14 protein-coding genes are annotated in these 16,160 nt (G+C 68.4%); 11 read left to right on the top strand and 3 right to left on the bottom strand.

Annotated features, from left to right (window positions below; all coding sequences use genetic code 11):
* Positions 1-1,079, bottom strand: a 1,079-nt coding sequence (locus tag ITP53_RS33655) for an IS256 family transposase (protein WP_195899495.1), incomplete at its 3' end; no start/stop codon positions are given.
* Between the two features lie 159 nt (positions 1,080-1,238).
* On the opposite strand from ITP53_RS33655, the gene ITP53_RS33660 reads away from it, so the two are divergent.
* The 6 genes from ITP53_RS33660 (at position 1,239) to ITP53_RS33685 (ending at position 8,939) form a co-directional block, all read left to right on the top strand.
* Entirely contained in the window at positions 1,239-2,180 is a 942-nt protein-coding gene (locus tag ITP53_RS33660) for a PrgI family protein (RefSeq protein WP_195899496.1), read from the top strand.
* Between the two features lie 47 nt (positions 2,181-2,227).
* Positions 2,228-3,928: a VirB4 family type IV secretion system protein gene (locus ITP53_RS33665; protein WP_328816606.1), complete on the top strand. Its 1,701-nt coding sequence runs from the start codon at positions 2,228-2,230 to the stop codon at positions 3,926-3,928.
* Positions 3,925-6,294: a type IV secretory system conjugative DNA transfer family protein gene (locus ITP53_RS33670; protein WP_195899497.1), complete on the top strand. Its 2,370-nt coding sequence runs from the start codon at positions 3,925-3,927 to the stop codon at positions 6,292-6,294. The genes ITP53_RS33665 and ITP53_RS33670 overlap by 4 nt, the downstream gene beginning before the upstream one ends.
* An 11-nt stretch (positions 6,295-6,305) precedes the next feature.
* The gene (locus tag ITP53_RS33675) at positions 6,306-7,199 is read left to right on the top strand and encodes a replication-relaxation family protein (protein WP_195899498.1); all 894 of its coding nucleotides are present in this window, start codon (positions 6,306-6,308) and stop codon (positions 7,197-7,199) included.
* On the top strand, positions 7,196-8,275 hold the full coding sequence (locus ITP53_RS33680; RefSeq protein ID WP_195899499.1) for a hypothetical protein: 1,080 nt from the start codon (positions 7,196-7,198) through the stop codon (positions 8,273-8,275). Before ITP53_RS33675 ends, ITP53_RS33680 begins: the two co-directional genes overlap by 4 nt.
* Positions 8,276-8,477: 202 nt before the next feature.
* Positions 8,478-8,939 carry a phosphate-starvation-inducible PsiE family protein gene (locus tag ITP53_RS33685; protein ID WP_195899500.1) on the top strand — a complete coding sequence of 154 codons (462 nt, stop codon included), beginning with the start codon at positions 8,478-8,480 and terminating at the stop codon, positions 8,937-8,939.
* Here ITP53_RS33685 and ITP53_RS33690 read toward each other — a convergent pair.
* Entirely contained in the window at positions 8,845-9,348 is a 504-nt protein-coding gene (locus ITP53_RS33690; RefSeq protein ID WP_195899501.1) for an ATP dependent DNA ligase, read from the bottom strand. The two genes, ITP53_RS33685 and ITP53_RS33690, sit on opposite strands and share 95 nt — an antisense overlap.
* Here ITP53_RS33690 and ITP53_RS33695 point away from each other — a divergent pair.
* Positions 9,338-9,571 carry a hypothetical protein gene (locus ITP53_RS33695; RefSeq protein WP_195899502.1) on the top strand — a complete coding sequence of 78 codons (234 nt, stop codon included), beginning with the start codon at positions 9,338-9,340 and terminating at the stop codon, positions 9,569-9,571. The two genes, ITP53_RS33690 and ITP53_RS33695, sit on opposite strands and share 11 nt — an antisense overlap.
* Positions 9,572-9,989: 418 nt before the next feature.
* Here the strand turns inward: ITP53_RS33695 and ITP53_RS33700 are convergent, their stop codons facing one another.
* A complete protein-coding gene (locus ITP53_RS33700; protein ID WP_195899518.1) occupies positions 9,990-10,418 on the bottom strand; it encodes a DUF2267 domain-containing protein in 429 nt (142 codons plus the stop codon).
* A 190-nt stretch (positions 10,419-10,608) separates the two neighbouring features.
* On the opposite strand from ITP53_RS33700, the gene ITP53_RS33705 reads away from it, so the two are divergent.
* The 4 genes from ITP53_RS33705 to dnaK all read left to right on the top strand — a co-directional run bounded on the left by ITP53_RS33705 (position 10,609) and on the right by dnaK (position 16,159).
* Entirely contained in the window at positions 10,609-13,224 is a 2,616-nt protein-coding gene (locus tag ITP53_RS33705) for an AAA family ATPase (RefSeq protein ID WP_195899503.1), read from the top strand.
* A gap of 94 nt (positions 13,225-13,318) precedes the next feature.
* Positions 13,319-13,768, top strand: coding sequence for an Hsp20/alpha crystallin family protein (locus ITP53_RS33710; RefSeq protein WP_195899504.1), 450 nt, complete (start codon positions 13,319-13,321; stop codon positions 13,766-13,768).
* Positions 13,769-13,787: 19 nt separating this feature from the next.
* On the top strand, positions 13,788-14,276 hold the full coding sequence (locus ITP53_RS33715) for a general stress protein (protein WP_207756762.1): 489 nt from the start codon (positions 13,788-13,790) through the stop codon (positions 14,274-14,276).
* Positions 14,261-16,159 (top strand): molecular chaperone DnaK, encoded by a 1,899-nt coding sequence (gene dnaK / locus ITP53_RS33720; RefSeq protein ID WP_195899505.1) that lies wholly within the window; start codon positions 14,261-14,263, stop codon positions 16,157-16,159. Before ITP53_RS33715 ends, dnaK begins: the two co-directional genes overlap by 16 nt.
* The last annotated feature ends 1 nt before the right edge of the window (position 16,160 follow it).

Below are 16,160 nucleotides of genomic sequence, written 5' to 3' on the forward strand. Positions count from 1 at the left end.
GCGGGAGGGTTGGGGAAGACCTGGACGACGTCGGCGCGGCGTTTGACTTCTCGGTTTAAGCGCTCCAGTGGATTGGTCGACCAGATCTTCTTCCAATGGCTGATCGGGAAGGCGGCAAAGGCGGTGATGTCGTCGGCGGCGTTCAGGAGCATGTCTTTGACCTGGGGGAATTGACGGCCGAGCATGTCGGCGACGGTGTGCAGCTGGGCGCGGACGGCTTGGGCGCTGGTCTGGGCGAAGATGGTGCGGATGGTGGCCGCGACCATCTCACCTGATCCCTTGGGCACCCGGGACAGGACATTTCGGACGAAATGGACTCGGCAGCGCTGCCAGGCCGCACCCAGCAACACCGTGCGGATCGCGGCGACCAGGCCGGTATGGGCATCGGAGATGACCAGCCGGACCCCGGACAAGCCGCGGGCGCGCAGTGAGCGCAGGAAGTCGATCCAGAACGCCTTGCCCTCGCTGTCGCCCACGGCCAGGCCGAGCACCTCGCGACGCCCGTCGGCGGTGATGCCGGTGGCGATCACCACCGCCTGGGAGACGATCTGATGATTGACCCGCACCTTGCAGTAGGTGGCATCCAGGAACACATACGGGATGGCCAGGTGGTCCAGCGGCCGCTCGCGGAACGCCTCGGTCTCGGCGTCCAGACCGGCGCAGATCCGCGAGACCTCGCTCTTGGAGATGCCGGACTCGGCGCCGAGGGCTTTGACCAGGTCATCGACGCTGCGGGTGGACACCCCCTGCACGTAGGCCTCCATGATGACCGCGAACAGCGCGCGGTCGATGCGGCGGCGCCGCTCCAGCAGGCTGGGGAAGAACGAGCCGGAGCGCAGCTTGGGGATCTGCAACTCCAGGTCGCCGGCCTGGGTGGCGAGCAGCCGCTCGCGGTGCCCGTTGCGCTGGGTGGTGCGCTCGGGAGTGCGCTGATACGGAGCCGCCCCGATCGCCGTGGTCGCCTCCGCCTCGATGAGTTCCTGCAGCATCCGCTGTAGTGCCTGGCGGATGATCTCAACGTTGTCGGCCGCGCGTAGTGACTCCAGTAGCTGGGTCAGGTCAGACTGGGATAGAGCCATCGTGAACGGTCCTTCCGGGGGACGTGAGACCTCTCCCTTCGACCGTCACACGATGGCTCACTTTATGCCAGAGATCCGTCACTGATCGTCACGATTTACACCACTCCACGGGACGCCACCACGCCGCCGCCCGCGCAAGCCGCGAGGAGGTGGCGGCAAGTGACCTGGGACGAGTCGATCGCGCGGATACCTGCCGATGTGGAGCAACCGGACAAGATCATCGGGTCGTTCACCGCCCGGCAGGTGGCCATCGTGTTCGGCACCGGCGCCGCGCTCTACGCCGCGTACACGGCGATCAGCGACCACGTGCCACTCGTGGCCTGCGCGGCGGTGGCCATTCCTGTGGCGGTCACCGCGATCCTCCTGGCCGTCGGGCAACGCGACGGCATCTCCCTCGACCGCTACGTGCTGGCCGCCATCCGGCATCAGCGCTCCCCCAAGCACCTGGTCTCTTCCCTAGAGGACATCCCCATGCCACCCACCTGGATAGCAGCCGGCTCTCAACGGCCGCCAGCCCCGCTCAAGCTTCCCGCTCGGGGCGTCGTGGGAGACGGACTGGTCGATCTCGGGCCGGACGGCATCGCCGCCGTGGCCGAGGTCTCCACCGTCAGCTTCGCCTTGCGCACTCCGGACGAACAGGACGCCCTGGTCGCGGTCTTCGGCCGCTGCCTCAACTCGCTGTCAGGGCCAGCTCAAATCCTGGTCCGGGCCGAACGCGTCGATCTCACCGAGACCGTCGCGTCGCTCAGAGACAACGCCCGGGAACTGCCCCATCCCGCGCTCGCCTCCGCCGCGCTCGAACACGCCGATTTCCTTCAGGAGCTGTCCGCCCGCCATGAACTGCTCCGCCGCCAGGTACTGCTGATCGTTCGCGAACCCGTCATCGGAGCCAACGGGAGCGATGTGGCCGCCGCGCGAGCGCTGCGACGCCTGGACGAGGCGTCCAGAGTGCTCGGCTCCTGCGGGCTCACCGCCCGGCTCCTGGACGCCCGTGCGGTCGCCGCGCTGCTGGCCTCCTGCTTCGACCCCTCCGCCCCGTCCTTGCCGGACGACGACATCGCCCTGCCCGGCGAGGTCATCACGACAGGAGGCACCTGGTGAAGATCCGCCGCACTCCTTCCGGCCCAACCGGATTCGGTCCACAGGCTGTGGATATCGAAGCCCGGCACGTCGTGATCGGCGAAAACCTCTGCGCCACGCTGGCGATCATCGGATACCCGCGCGAGGTCGCGCCCGGCTGGCTGGAACCGCTGCTCACCTACCCGGGCCGGCTGGACGTCTCCCTGCACATCGAACCCGTCCCCTCACCCGTGGCCGCCGACCGCCTGCGCAAGCAGCTGGCCAGGTTGGAGTCCGGCCTCCGCTCCGATCAGGAGCACGGCCGACTGCTGGATCCGAGCGCCGAGGCGGCCGCCGAGGACGCCCAGGAACTGGCTTCCCGCATCGCGCGGGGACAGGCCAAGCTCTTCCGGGCCTCGATCTATCTCACCGTGCACGCCACCTCCGCCGACGAGCTGGACGACGCCTGCGCCCAGGTGCGTGCGCTGGCAGCCTCGCTGCTCCTGGACGCCCGCCAAGTGACCTTCCGCCAGTTGCAGGGCTGGGTCTCCTCACTGCCGCTCGCCTACGACAACCTGGCGATGCGGCGTACGTTCGACACTCCGGCGCTGGCGGCGGCGTTCCCCTTCACCAGCCCGGATCTCACTACGGAGCTCGGCGCCACCGCCGTGCTGTACGGGGCCAACACCGCTAGCGCCTCCTTGGTGGCTTGGGACCGGTTCGCCCAGGACAACCACAACTCCGTCACCCTGGCCCGTTCCGGCAGCGGCAAGAGCTACCTGACCAAGCTGGAGGCGCTGCGTTCGCTGTACGCGGGCATCGAGGTGGCCGTCATCGATCCTGAGGACGAGTACGCCCGCCTGGCGCACGCGGTCGGTGGCGCCTACGTCCACCTCGGCGCACCGAAGGTCCGCCTCAACCCGCTGGACCTGCCACCGAAGAATCAGCGAGGCCAAGACCCCCTCACTCGGCGCGCGCTGTTTCTGCACACACTGATCGCGGTCATGCTCGGCGAACCGATGGGCAACGCCGGCAAGGCGGCACTCGACCGCGCCATCCTCGCCACCTACCGGCAGGCGGGCATCACGACCGCCGCGCACACCTGGAACCGCCGGCCGCCGCTCTTGCGCGACCTGGCGGCGAATCTGGAGGCGGACTCCGACCCCAAGTCCAAGGAACTGGCGGCCGGGCTCGCACCGTACGTCTCCGGCAGCCACCGCCAGCTTTTCGACGGTCCTACGACCACGCGCCCCGACTCCCACCTGATCGTCTTCTCGCTTCGCGACCTGCCGGAAGAGCTCAGGGCGGTCGGAACCCTCCTGACGCTGGACGCGATCTGGCGCCGCGTCTCCGACCCCCACAACCGACGCCCGCGCCTGGTCGTCGTCGATGAGGCCTGGCTGCTGATGAAGATCCCCGAGGGGGCGCAGTTCCTGCTGCGTATGGCCAAATCCGCGCGCAAGCACTGGGCGGGCCTCTCCGTGGTCACCCAGGACGCCGCCGACCTGCTTGGCTCCGAGCTGGGCCAGGCCATCGTCGCCAACTCCACCACCCAGATCCTCCTCCGCCAGGCACCACAGGCCATCGACAAGGTCACCGAGGCGTTCCGGCTATCCGACGGCGAACGGCAACTGCTGCTGTCCGCCGGACGGGGAACCGGTCTGCTCACTGCCGGCGCGATTGGACAGCGCTGCCCACTTCAGGTGATCTCCAGTGCTCGCGAGCACGAGTTGGTCACATCCTCGCCGCAGGAGTTGGCCGAGCTCGACTACGAGGAGGCCGACCTGTGATCCACGACCTCCTCAAGGACCCCGACGCCGTCCTGGACCAGGTACTCGACTGGCTGACCGCCTACTACTGGCAAATCCTCGCGTTGGTGATCGGCGTTGAGATGTTCGGCGTCCTGCTACACGCCGGTGCCGTACAGCTACGCCACCGCAGTCTCCTACGAGGCGCGCGATGCGTGGAGATCCTCGCACCGCCGGTGGCGAACCTGCCAGGCGCCGAAGCGCTCTGGGGCAACCTCATCGGGCTGCTCAGGCCCTCATGGAAGCGGCTGGTGTTCGGACAGCCGCATCTCGCCTTCGAATACTCCTTCGGTGCAGGCGGCGTGAAGATCGCCCTGTGGGTGCCCGGCTCGGTGCCGCAGCACCTCGTTGAGCACGCCATCGAGGCGGCTTGGCCGTCCTCCCGTACGGCCATCCACAAGGCGGACCCACCCGTACCTATCGACGGGTATGCGACCGGTGGGCAACTCCTTCTGGCCCGAGCCGAGCGGCTACCGATCCGGCATCACCACAGCGGCGACCCCCTCCGCGCGCTGCTGGGAGCGGCGGTTGGCATGCCCGGCTGGCAGCACGCCTGCGTACAGGTTCTCGCCCGGCCGGCCACCGGCCGCCGGCTCATCAGCGTCTGGGGCGGCGCCACGGCGCGACTGGTGAGGGCCCTGCTCGACCTCCTGGTCCCGGGGCCACGCCACGTGGGTCGCCCGACCGGCGACCGGGTCGCCCGCCTGGAGGAAACAGCGGAGGCCCAGGCCATCAGGGATAAAGCGCATCACTCGCGATACGAGGTGGCTATCCGGTACGCCGTACAGGCGGACGAACCCACTCCCGCTGACTTGGCCGCGGCGAAAGCCGTACACGAGATCCGCAGGAACGCCATCCGCGGCCGTGCCCACGCGCTCGCCTCGGCATTCGCTCTCTTCAGTGGGCACAACCGGCTGGAGCGACGCCGACTTTTCCGGCCCGCCGAGCGACTCGCGGTACGCCGGATGAGCCGCGGCTACCTGCTCTCCGTACCAGAGCTGTCCGCGATCGCCCATCTCCCCCTCGATGCCGCCGTGCCGGGACTTCAGCGGGCGGGAGCCAACACCGTCCCGCCCTCCCCGAAGATCGACCACGGCGGACCGCACGCCAAGGTGCTTGGCTTCTCCGACGCCGGCCACGACCGCCCGGTCGCGCTGCGAGTCGCCGACTCCTTCCACCACGTCCACGTGATGGGACCCAACGGCACCGGCAAGTCCACCCTCCTTGCCCAGCTCATCCTCTCCGACATCGAAGCCGGGCGCGGCGTGGTGGTCATCGAGGCCAAGGGCGACCTCGTACTTGACCTCCTAGGTCTGATCCCGGAAGACAGGGCCGCCAAGGTCGTCCTGGTCGACCCGGACGACCAACACGCCCGGCCCTCGCTGAACGTCCTGGGCGGCCCCGATCTGGCCATGGGCGTGGACAACCTGGTCGGTATCTTCCACCAGATCTACGCCGACTACTGGGGACCCCGTACCGACGACATCCTGCGCGGCTGCGCCCTCACCCTCGCACGCAACGGCGGCACCCTCGCCGACATCCCCACTCTGCTCTCCGATACGGCCTTCCGCCGACGCCAGATCGCCACCATCGGGGATCCGCTGCTACGTGGCTTCTGGACCTGGTACTCCGCTCTTTCCGAGGCGGCCCAGGCCAACGTCACCGCCCCCATCATGAACAAGCTGCGAGCCTTCCTGCTCCGGCCCTTCGTCCGCGACGTACTCGGCTCCGCCAGTTCGACGTTCGACCTGGGCGAGGTGCTCGACGGCGGGATCCTCCTCGTACGCCTCCCCAAAGGGGTCCTGGGCGACGACTCCGCCCGCCTGCTCGGCTCGATGATCCTCGCCCAGGTTTGGCAGACCGCCTCCCGGCGAGCCAAGTTCGGCCACGCGCGACACCCGGCCGCGCTCTACGTGGACGAGTGCCACAACTTCCTCACGCTGCCGCACGCATTGTCCGACATGCTCGCCGAGGCCCGTGCCTACCGCGTCTCCCTCACCCTCGCCCACCAGCACTTGGCCCAGCTCCCGCGCCAGCTCCGCCAAGCCATCTCCTCCGACGCCCGCAACAAGATCTACTTCTCGCTGTCCCCTGAGGACGCCCGCGAAGTAGAGCACCACTTCGCGCCCTTCCTCACCGCGCACGACCTGGCCAATTTCGACGCCTTCCAGGCCGCCGCGCGCCTCGTCGTGCGTTCGGCCGAGGCGCCACCTTTCACCCTTCGCACCAGGCCACTTCCCCAACCCTCGCGCGACGTTGCCAAGCGCATCCGCGCGGCAGCGGCGCAGGCGCACGGCCGTACAGCGGCCACGACCACCCCCAAGCCGGACGTCCGGCGCACCCACTGAAGGAGATCACCATGTCCACGATCCGCTACACCCCCCGCATGCTCGGCGAACTGGCGGCCCGCCTCACGCAGCGCGACCGGAGCCTGATCCGCCTGATCCGTGACTTCCGGGTCCTGACCTCGCCCCAGGCCAGTGAGATGTTCTTCGACACCGACGATGCCGCCCGCCGGCGCCTGCTGGCGCTGACCCGCATGGGCATTCTGGAGCGCTTCCGCCCGAACCTTCCGCCGGCCATGGGCACGGCGCCGTACCACTACGTCATCGGCGAGACGGCCGCCGCTGTCCTGGCCTCTGAGGACGGCGTCGACCTGAGCGACTTCGGCTACCGCCGCGACCGGGTCCTCAGCATCGTCTACAGCCAGCGCCTGGCCCACACCGTAGGCACCAACGGGATCGCCGCCAGCCTGTACGGCTTCGCCCGCCGCCATCCGGTAACCGAACTGACCACATGGTGGCCCGAACACCGCTGCGCCGCCGAATGGGGATCCATGGCACGACCGGACGCCTACGGCCGCTGGACCGAGGGGCTCCAGAGCATCGAGTTCTTCCTCGAATACGACACCGGCACCGAGCCGCTGGACCGGGTGGCCAACAAACTGGACGGCTACGCCAGGCTGACGGAGTCCAGCCGGATCGTCACCCCTGTCCTCTTCTGGGTCCAGGGCGAGCGCCGCGAGACAAACCTCCGCAAGAAGCTCCAGCACCACCCCGGCAACATGTTCGTCCCGGTCGCCACCGGCCACGCCGCCACGGTCGACGGCACGGTCGACGACGGCCCCGCGGGCGCCCGCTGGCTGCCGACCGACCTTGAACGTCCACGGTTCAGGCTGGCTGAGCTGGCCAAGCACTGGCCCGGGCTGGGACCTCAGGTGGCTCCAGAGCCGGCCGAGGAGGTGAGCGAATGATCCTCGAAGCCGGGCTCACCAAGACCATCGCCGCAGGAGGAGGGTTGTTCTCTGGTGTCGCCGTCATCGCGGGGATGGTCGGCGGAGGCCAGTACGCCACCATCCACGCCGACCCGGGGCAACTCGCCTCGGCTGTCTGCACCTACACCGGCAAGGCACCGCAGCCCTCGGGCCTCGAACTCGACGCAGCGTCCACGCGGCTCCACCTGACATCGAAGCAGGCAGACAACGCGCGGGTCATCATCGACACGGCCGATGAACTGGGTCTCCCCCGCCGCGCCGCCGTCATCGGCCTCGCCACCGCGCTACAAGAGTCCTCCCTCGACCACCAGACCGTGGGTGATCAAGGCCGGGCCTTCGGACTCTTCCAGCAGCACCCTCAGTACGGCTGGGGTACCCGAGCCCAGGTCTCGGATCCCCGCTACGCCGCACGAGCGTTCTTCTCACGCCTGAACAAGATCGACGAGTGGGCCGGCAAACCACTCACCGCCGTAGCCCAAGCCATCCAGCGATCAGCCTCCCCGCAGGCGTATGCGAAGCATGAGACCCGTGCGGACCGCCTCATCACCGAGCTGACCAAGTCACACGACACCGTGCGACTATCCCCGGCGGATGCCAAGGCCGTACGCGCCAGCATTGGCTACTTCGTTGGGAGTAACCCGAGCCGTCGTGGTGGCAGACGTCGAAGAGGCCCTCAAGGCAGGCGCACTCCCCAGCGCACTCAAGAACGCCGAACCGAGGAGCGACACCTCGCGCCTGGCCGAGGAGATCGTGCGGACCGTCGCCAGCCGTCTCTGCGAGGAACTCTCCCAGAAGATCGGCCAAGTCCTGGGGCGTGTTCGCTGCTTATCAGCTGGTTGACATGTTTTGCCGGTTTGAGGGTGGTACGGGCCGCTTTGCGGCAGGTGATGATGGCCAGGTTGTCGAGGTCGGCCGTCCAGGCCGACGAAGCCCAGGTCGCAGATCGCGCCCAGCCCGGCCTCGCGCAGTTTGGCGGTGAGCTTCCTGCACCGGGCGGTGGTGATCTCGCTGGAGCGGCCGGGTCGGGGTATCCGAGCTGGGCAAATGATGGCTGACACCGCACCGGACGGGGAGATTCGCGCGCACCGGAGCGGGGGTATGGGCACCCTGTACGACGGTCGCCGGCACACAGCACGATCACAGGTACAGCCCATGAACAACCCACCGGACAGACCAGGCACGCCCGGACCTCCGGCTCCGGCCGATGCCGGGGCACACAATGTTGCCCATGGGCCGGGGAACGGCAGGCTGCTGGCCATGCTGGTCGCCGCCGAGCACGGGATCCTCTACCTGGTGTCGTTCGTGCTGCTGGCTCTGGGCGTCGGCATTCTGGTCCTGATGATCCTCATGATTGTCCAAGGAGGGGCATCTGGCGCTGAGAAGATCATCGGCATCCTCGAAGAGCTGCTGCTCGTGCTGATCGTGCTGGAGATCTTCGTGACGGTGCAGACCCACCTCTCGGGCGGCCGCTTGCAGCTGGAACCGTTCATCATCGTGGGCATCATCGCGATCATCCGACACATCCTGTCGGTGGTTGTCCGGTTGACGATCCCGGCGATCCCGGCGAACCCGGCGGAGAGCCGCCAGCAGCTCATGGAGCTGGTTGTCTACGCGGGGAGCGCCTTCATACTGGTCGCGGCGTTGGCGTTGGCGCGATGGTCGCAGCGGCGGCCCGCCCCGTCCGCCGGAGGGCGCGGTGACTCCGGCGCTTCCGGATGAGGGCTGACTGATCCCCGCCGTCCTCCCTCTGTACCTGGTCCGGCCACTTGTCAGGAGGCAGGCCGCGCCAGCTCGGATGCCGAGGACGGCCATCTGCCGTCCACTCCGTGTACTGCACGTCGCCCACCAGGGCGGGATCGACCCAGCGCGCGTCGCGTGCGTACGGGCGCGGCGCCTCCTCGTCGAACCGGCTGTCCGGCCGCACGTGCGGCGCCAGCCGGGCGGCACCCCTTCCAGGAGCCGTTCGCGGCCCCTGCGGAACGCTGCGGCCCCGTCGCCGACGCTGTGGGCGGTACGTTCCACCGTTCCCCGGCCGCCACGATCCTTGAGAACAGGGCTCTGCGTTCCACGTCTTTGCGTTCCACGTACGGCAGGTCGATGGTGCAGGCGTCGTCCACGTGCAGAACATCGAAGATCAGGTGGAGGCTGGCGTCGAGCGCGCCGGGGCCGCGACCTTGGTCCGGCTCCCGCTGGTGGATGCGCGGTTACAGCGCGGCGAAGCTCGGCACGCCCCGGCCGTCGAGCGCGACGATCTCTCCGTCGAGCACGGCTCTGCCGCGTACGGCGGTCGCGAGCGGTCCGAGCTCCGGGTAGGCCGTGACGTCGAGGCTGTTGCGCGGACCAGCCGGTAGGTGCGCCGTATGGGTGAATCACCACAGTCACGGATCGAGAGCACGGGCGTCCGGTAGGGAGAGATGGTCGTGGGGCGCTCGCGCCTCCCGGGGCGAAGGGCGAGCTGACGCGACGGCTGCCGCGCGATCTGCGGGAGCGGCAGAGCGTCCGCCTTCCCGGCTTCCGCCGACAGATCCGCCTGAAGTGCTGGCCGCTCCCGTTTCCAGTTCACCAGCGAAGGGGAGGTGATGTACTGGCAGTGCCAGCGGGGCTGCGGTGCGGACGGTGCCAAGCGACACCCGCATGCCGAAGATGCCCGCCGCTACGCCGCGCCCTCGACAAGGAGGATCGAGACGATCTCGGCAGGAGGGTTCCTCTGGTGGGGCTCATGCCGCTCCGGATCATCCGTGCCTTCCGCAGGAGGAAGTCCTAGACTAACTAGGGCAGGATCGAGGCCAGATCCCGCGGCATGCTGGACTTCACGTCCTCCCATTCACCGTCCGTGATGTGTTTCCTGAGCGCCCGCAAAACCATCTTGACCAAGTCTTCTTCGCTTTCCGGGAAATCGAAGGCCAGCTCCTTGGCGACACGTTCGAGGAACTCCGCGCGATCGGCTTTGACCGGGACGACGCTCGGCCGCCAGCCGTCGTAGTAAACACCGCGGATCAGCAGCGGCAGTTGGGCGGCGAGGTGGGCGCTCTCGTCCACGGTCAGCCGGTCGCGCAGCGCGTGGAGCACAGCACGCAGGGCGGCGTAGGACTGGTTGCGGTGCTCAGCAGACCAGCCATGCGCCTCCTCGATCTCTCGCAAGATGCGGTTCGTCTTGTCCACCGTCCGGTTGAACGGTGCGTAACCGGTCTCCGCCATGTCCTCCACCCCTTTCCTTTCGGTCTGGCCGACCGGCAGGTGGAGACGGCCGGCAGGCCTCACATCAAGACTGATTCCGGTCGCCCAGAGGCCGCATCCCCCAGGCATGTAGTCCGCGGGCGCGAAAGATCTCGACGGGCTTGGGATTCGTCGTTCCGGTCCCGGATAGCGACCCGTTGGGGGAAGCGAGATGCGGGGACGCGAACGGGAATGGCGCCACGTTGACGGCTTGTTGCAGGCGTTGCGGCGAGGCGGGGGCGGGACCCTGCTGGTGGACGGTGAGCCGGGATCCGGGAAGAGCCGCCTGCTCGCCGAAGCCGCCGGCGCGGCGTCCGATCGTGGCGTCAGCGTCGTCCACGGCAGCGTGGAAGAACTGGGCGAACTGTCGCCGTGCGCCATGCTCCTCGCGGCCTTGGACCTGCGGTCCGAGCCGGGGATGGGCTACGAGGGCTCTTCCGTTGGTCCCGACCCGCGGGTGCTGGAGCGTGTGAAGGCGGGTTTCGAGAAGCGGGCCAGAGAACCGGTGCTGGCGGTGTTCGACGACCTGCAACGCGCGGACCCGGTGACGCTGAAAACGCTAAACGCCCTGCACGACCTTTTCGCTGCCCGGCCCATCGGCTGGATGTTGAGCCGCTCGACCGCGGTGAAAGAGTGCCAGGCCGCCTCCCTGTTCGACATCCTGGAGCGGAACGAGGCCGCCAGGGTGACGCTCGCGCCGCTCTCACCGGGCGCGGTCACGGCGCTGATCACAGACACTCTCGGAGGGCCGCCCGATGCGGCGACACGGGAACTGGTGGCCGCTGCCAGCGGCAATCCGCTGCTGATCATTGAGCTGCTCGTCGGTCTCCAGGACGAAGGCCTGCTGGGCGCCCCCTGCGGCGATGTGTCACGCGGGCCCGTGCCCGACCGGGTCCGCACGGTGGTGCGGCGCTGGGTTGGCCCGTTGAGTGCGGAAGCCAGAAGCCTGGTGGAGACGGTCGCCGTGCTCGGCCGGACGCTGCCGCTCGAGCACGCCGCGTCACTGCTCGGCACCACGCCGGCCGCCCTGCTCTCCGTGATGGAGGAGTCCACGGCCGCGGGAATCCTGGTTGTGACCGAGCGCGGACTCGCCTTTCGCCATGAACTGGTCGGGGACGTCGTAGCCACGGGGATTCCGCCTCCAGTACGTCACGCTCTGCTGGAGCAGTTCGGTGTTCTCCTGAGTCCTCAGCCGGTGGGCATGCCGGTGACCGCCCGCCTGTCCGGTCCCACCACCACCGTCATAGACGCGGCGATCTGCGAGGGACGGCTGCAGGAGGCCGAGCACATGGTTCGGGAACGCCTAGACCATCACGGCTCCGTGTATGGCGTGGCCGAACTGCGGTGCCTGCTGTCGGACATCATGTACCTGACCGGCAGGGGGGACGAAGCCATCCGGGAGGCCAAGACGGTGCTGGCCGTCCCGGGTCTTCCGCGCACCGTACGCGAGCGGGCGATCCTTGTACGGCTGTACGCCATGACGCGCCTGCGTGACCACGGCGCCGCACAGACGTGCGCGCAGGGGGTCATCGACGGCGGTTCCCGACATGGTCCCGCAACCGCGGCCGCTGCGTTGATCGCCCTGGCCACCATCGAGCGGGACGAGGGCAGGCTTTCCGGGGCGCTCGCACTGACCGAGGACGCCGGGCGGCTGGCTGGCGTGGACAGGCCGCAGGAGCGCCGCTACGAGGCACATCTCGCCACCGCCGCCATTCTCACCGATGTTCACCAGCTCGACGAAGCGAGGGCGACACTCCGGCAGGCACGTACGGACATGTTCGCTCACGGCCATCTGGCCTGGGCCGCGGATGTCGCAGTGCTGCAGGCCCGCGCCGAACTCGTCGCGGGCCGGTTCGACAGCGCCGTCACCGAGGCGGAGAGAGCTCTGAAGCTGGCCGCTGCGCACAACACGCCGCTGCCCGCGGCGGAGGCCGGTTCCGTGCTCGCCACTGTCGCTCTGCGGCGAGGTGACCTGCAAGGAGCAAGGCGACACATCGCGGCCCCGCCTGGGGGGTCACCGGAAGCGCGCGCACGGCGCGCTCTGCTGGCGGCGCAGGTCATAGAGGCGCGCGAGGGCCCGCGGAGCGCGATGCTACTGCTCGAGGACCTCCCGAACGCGCTCAGGGGGAGATCGATACTCGCCATGGATCCCACGGCGAGTGTGTGGATAGTGCGGATCGCTCTCGCCGCGGACGACCGTCCGGCAGCTGAGCCTGTCGTTGCGGCTGCGGAGGCCCTCAGCCAGGCGAACGTGGAATTTCCGGCGCTGGCCGCCTCGGCCTCACACGCCCGGGGTCTTCTCGATGGTGATTGCGATGCGCTAGCCTTCGCCGCTGGTCAGGCCGTGGATGTCTGGGCGCGGGCCTCGGCCGAGGAGGATCTCGGTGTTGCGCTGAAGGCTGCTGGGCGGCGCGAGGAGGCTGCGGGGAGCCTGGATCGTGCTCTGGCGATCTACCACGACCTCGGGTCCATCAGAGACGCGGCACGCACTCGCCAGCGGCTGCGCGGCATGGGGGTGCGCCGTCGGCACTGGAGCTACGCGGAACGGCCGGTGTCCGGTTGGGACAGCCTCACGGAGACCGAGCACACCGTCGCACTGCACGCCGTGGATGGATGGACTAACCGGCAGATCGCCGAGCAGATGTTCCTCAGCGTGCACACAGTTGCTTTCCACCTGCGACATGTCTACCGCAAGCTGAGCATCAACTCCCGCGTCGAGCTCACGCACCTTGCGGTGGCGCAGGGACGGGTTGACCCCGACCGGCCGCATGACAAGGGACGAGGCTGAGCGGCTAGGACTACACGTCTGGGGGATGTGGTCGCGCAGTGCTTGCACGAACGTTGGAAGTGTTGCCTGACCAGACCTCATCCAGGAGGGCACCATGGCACTGCTGGCACTGCGCCGCAGGGGCGGCGAGACCATCCCTGCCCGCGAGTTCGAAGACGTCTACGACAGGCTAGGGCAGCTGATGAACGCGGCCCTGGGAGAGTTCGCCGAGGAGGGCCCCGTGGGCACGTGGGCGCCTATGGCGGACATGTCGGAAACCGAGGACTCCTACGTCGTGGAGGTCGATGTCCCAGGCGCAAGGAAGGACCAGATCGACGTCCAGCTTTCCGAGCGAGAGCTGATCGTCAGCGGGGAGATCGAGGAGCGCGAGAGTCTGCGCCGGCACCGCAAGATGCGCAGGACCGGCCGATTCGAGCTGCGCACTCTGCTCCCGGGAGAGGTCGACGCCGAGCGTGTCGAGGCGCATCTGTCCGAGGGTGTGCTGACCATCACCGTTCCCAAGGCGGCGGCCGCCAAGCCCCGGCACATCGAGGTATCCGCCTGAGGCGGAGAGCGGAGGAGCCGTGTCCATTGCGTCGTCTGGCCCCATCACGACCAACCGAGAACCGATCGCGACGTGCCGCACGTACGAGGAGGCGCAGAAGACTGTCGACTACCTGTCCGATCACGGGTTCCCTGTGCGGGGAACGCTGATCGTGGGAGTGGGGCTGCGCTCGATCGAGCAGGTCGTCGCGCGCATGACCTACCTACGGGCGGCCGGCTGGGGCGCGCTGAGCGGAGCCTGGTTCGGGCTGCTCATCGGCCTGTTCTTCGGGATCTTCGCGGCCACGGCCGTATCGATGCTGACCGTGATGCTCTGGGGGCTGCTCTGGGGTGGGGTCGCGGGGGCGATCTTCGGCCTGATCGCGCACGCGGTGCTGGGCGGCAAGCGGGACTTCGTCTCCGAAAGCGGCCTGGTGGCCGACAAGTACGAGGTGCTCGTCGAGTCCGAGCACGCGGCCAGGGCCCATGAGCTTCTCGGGAGGGAGAACGAGCAATGGCGAAAGCAGTAGGCATCGATCTCGGTACCACGAACTCGGTGATCGCCGCCACTGAGGACGGTCACGCCACGGTGCTGCCCAACGCAGAGGGCTCACGGACGACCCCGTCCGTGGTGGCGTTCACCGATCAGGGCGAGCGGCTGGTGGGGCAGCTGGCCCGCCGCCAGGCCATCCTGAACCCGAAAGGAACGATCTACTCCGCCAAACGTTTCATTGGCCGCCGCTACGACGAGGTCGAGAGTGAGATCCACGCCGTCTCCTTCGACGTGGTCGAAGGGCCGCAGGGCGCCGTCCGCTTCCAGGTCGGCGACAAGCAGTACGCGCCGGAGGAGGTGTCGGCGCTCGTCCTGAGGAAGCTGGTCGCCGACGCGGCGAAGTATCTCGGCGAGAAGGTAACCGAGGCGGTCATCACCGTACCGGCGTACTTCAACGACGCCCAGCGCCAGGCCACCAAGGACGCGGGGCGCATCGCGGGGCTCGAGGTCCTCCGAATCATCAACGAGCCGACCGCCGCCGCTCTGGCGTACGGGCTGGACAAGAAGTCCAACGAGACCGTGCTGGTCTTCGACCTGGGCGGCGGCACGTTCGACGTCAGTATCCTGGACATCGGCGAAGGGGTCGTCGAGGTCCGCGCCACCTCAGGCGACGGGCATCTCGGCGGCGACGACTTCGACCGTAGGATCGTCGATCACCTGGCCGACGAGTTCCAGCGGGAACAGGGCATCGACCTACGCAAAGACCCGCAGGCGCTGCAGCGCCTCTTCGAGGCGGCGGAGAAGGCCAAGGCCGAGCTCTCGTCGGTGACCCAGACCTCGGTCAGCCTGCCGTTCATCACGGCGGACGCCTCCGGACCGAAGCACCTCAACACCACGCTGATGCGGTCCACGTTCGAGCAGATCACCGCCGACCTTGTCGAACGCTGCGTCCATCCCGTCGAACAGGCGATGGAGGACGCCAAGCTCAGGCCCGCGGATATCGACGAGGTGATTCTCGTCGGCGGGTCGACCCGGATTCCCGCCGTCCAGAGTCTCGTGCGCAGGCTCACCGGCGGTAAGGACCCGAACATGACGGTGAACCCGGATGAGGTGGTCGCCATCGGCGCGGCGACCCAGGCGGGCATCATCAAGGGCGAGGTGCAGGACGTCGTGCTGCTCGACGTCACGCCTCTCTCGCTCGGTGTGGAGACGCTCGGCGGGCTCATGACCAAGGTCATCGAGCGCAACACGACCATTCCGGCACGCCGGACCGAGACGTTCAGCACGGCCGAGGACAACCAGAGCGCCGTGGACGTCGTGGTCCTTCAGGGGGAGCGCGAGCGCGCCGCGGACAACCGGGTGCTTGGACGCTTCCGGCTGGAGAACATCCGGCCCGCGCCGCGAGGGGTACCGCAAATCGAGGTCACCTTCGACATCGACGCCAACGGCATCCTCAACGTGTCGGCCCGTGACAAGGAAACCGGCGCCGAACAGCGGATCACCATCAGTGAGAGCTCCAACCTGGACAAGTCGGAGATCGAGCGGATGGTCGCAGACGCCGAGCAGCATCGTGCCGAGGACGCCAGGCTCCGGGAGACCATCGACGCGCGCAACGAGCTGGACTCGGTCGCCTATCAGGTGGAGCGTCGTCTGGAGGAGCTCGGCGACGCCGTCCCCGTGCACGAGAAAGCACGTGCGGAGCAGCTCGTCGAGGAGGCCCGCCAGGCGATCAAGGAAGAGATCCCGATCGACCGGCTGCGCTCGCTCAGTGGCGAGCTCCAGCAGGTCTACCACGGCCTCGGCGCCGCAGGTGGTCGGCCGGAGACGCCTGGGGTGCCTCCGCAGGCCAGGACGGAAAGCGCCGCAGGCGCCGGCGACGACGTAATCGACGCGGAGTTCACCACCTCGGAGCCCGACTGAC

This window comes from Nonomuraea cypriaca, from assembly GCF_015645445.1.
Taxonomy (GTDB): Bacteria; Actinomycetota; Actinomycetes; order Streptosporangiales; family Streptosporangiaceae; genus Nonomuraea; species Nonomuraea cypriaca.

What these genes read in the sequence shown, in the direction of transcription:
- ITP53_RS33675 (WP_195899498.1), top strand. Translation starts at nt 6,306, where the DNA reads ATGTCCACGATCCGCTACACCCCCCGCATGCTCGGCGAACTGGCGGCC.
- ITP53_RS33680 (WP_195899499.1), top strand. Translation starts at nt 7,196, where the DNA reads ATGATCCTCGAAGCCGGGCTCACCAAGACCATCGCCGCAGGAGGAGGG.
- ITP53_RS33685 (WP_195899500.1), top strand. Translation starts at nt 8,478, where the DNA reads ATGCTGGTCGCCGCCGAGCACGGGATCCTCTACCTGGTGTCGTTCGTG.
- ITP53_RS33690 (WP_195899501.1), bottom strand. Translation starts at nt 9,348, where the DNA reads ATGTTCTGCACGTGGACGACGCCTGCACCATCGACCTGCCGTACGTGG.
- ITP53_RS33700 (WP_195899518.1), bottom strand. Translation starts at nt 10,418, where the DNA reads ATGGCGGAGACCGGTTACGCACCGTTCAACCGGACGGTGGACAAGACG.
- ITP53_RS33705 (WP_195899503.1), top strand. Translation starts at nt 10,609, where the DNA reads ATGCGGGGACGCGAACGGGAATGGCGCCACGTTGACGGCTTGTTGCAG.
- ITP53_RS33710 (WP_195899504.1), top strand. Translation starts at nt 13,319, where the DNA reads ATGGCACTGCTGGCACTGCGCCGCAGGGGCGGCGAGACCATCCCTGCC.
- dnaK (WP_195899505.1), top strand. Translation starts at nt 14,261, where the DNA reads ATGGCGAAAGCAGTAGGCATCGATCTCGGTACCACGAACTCGGTGATC.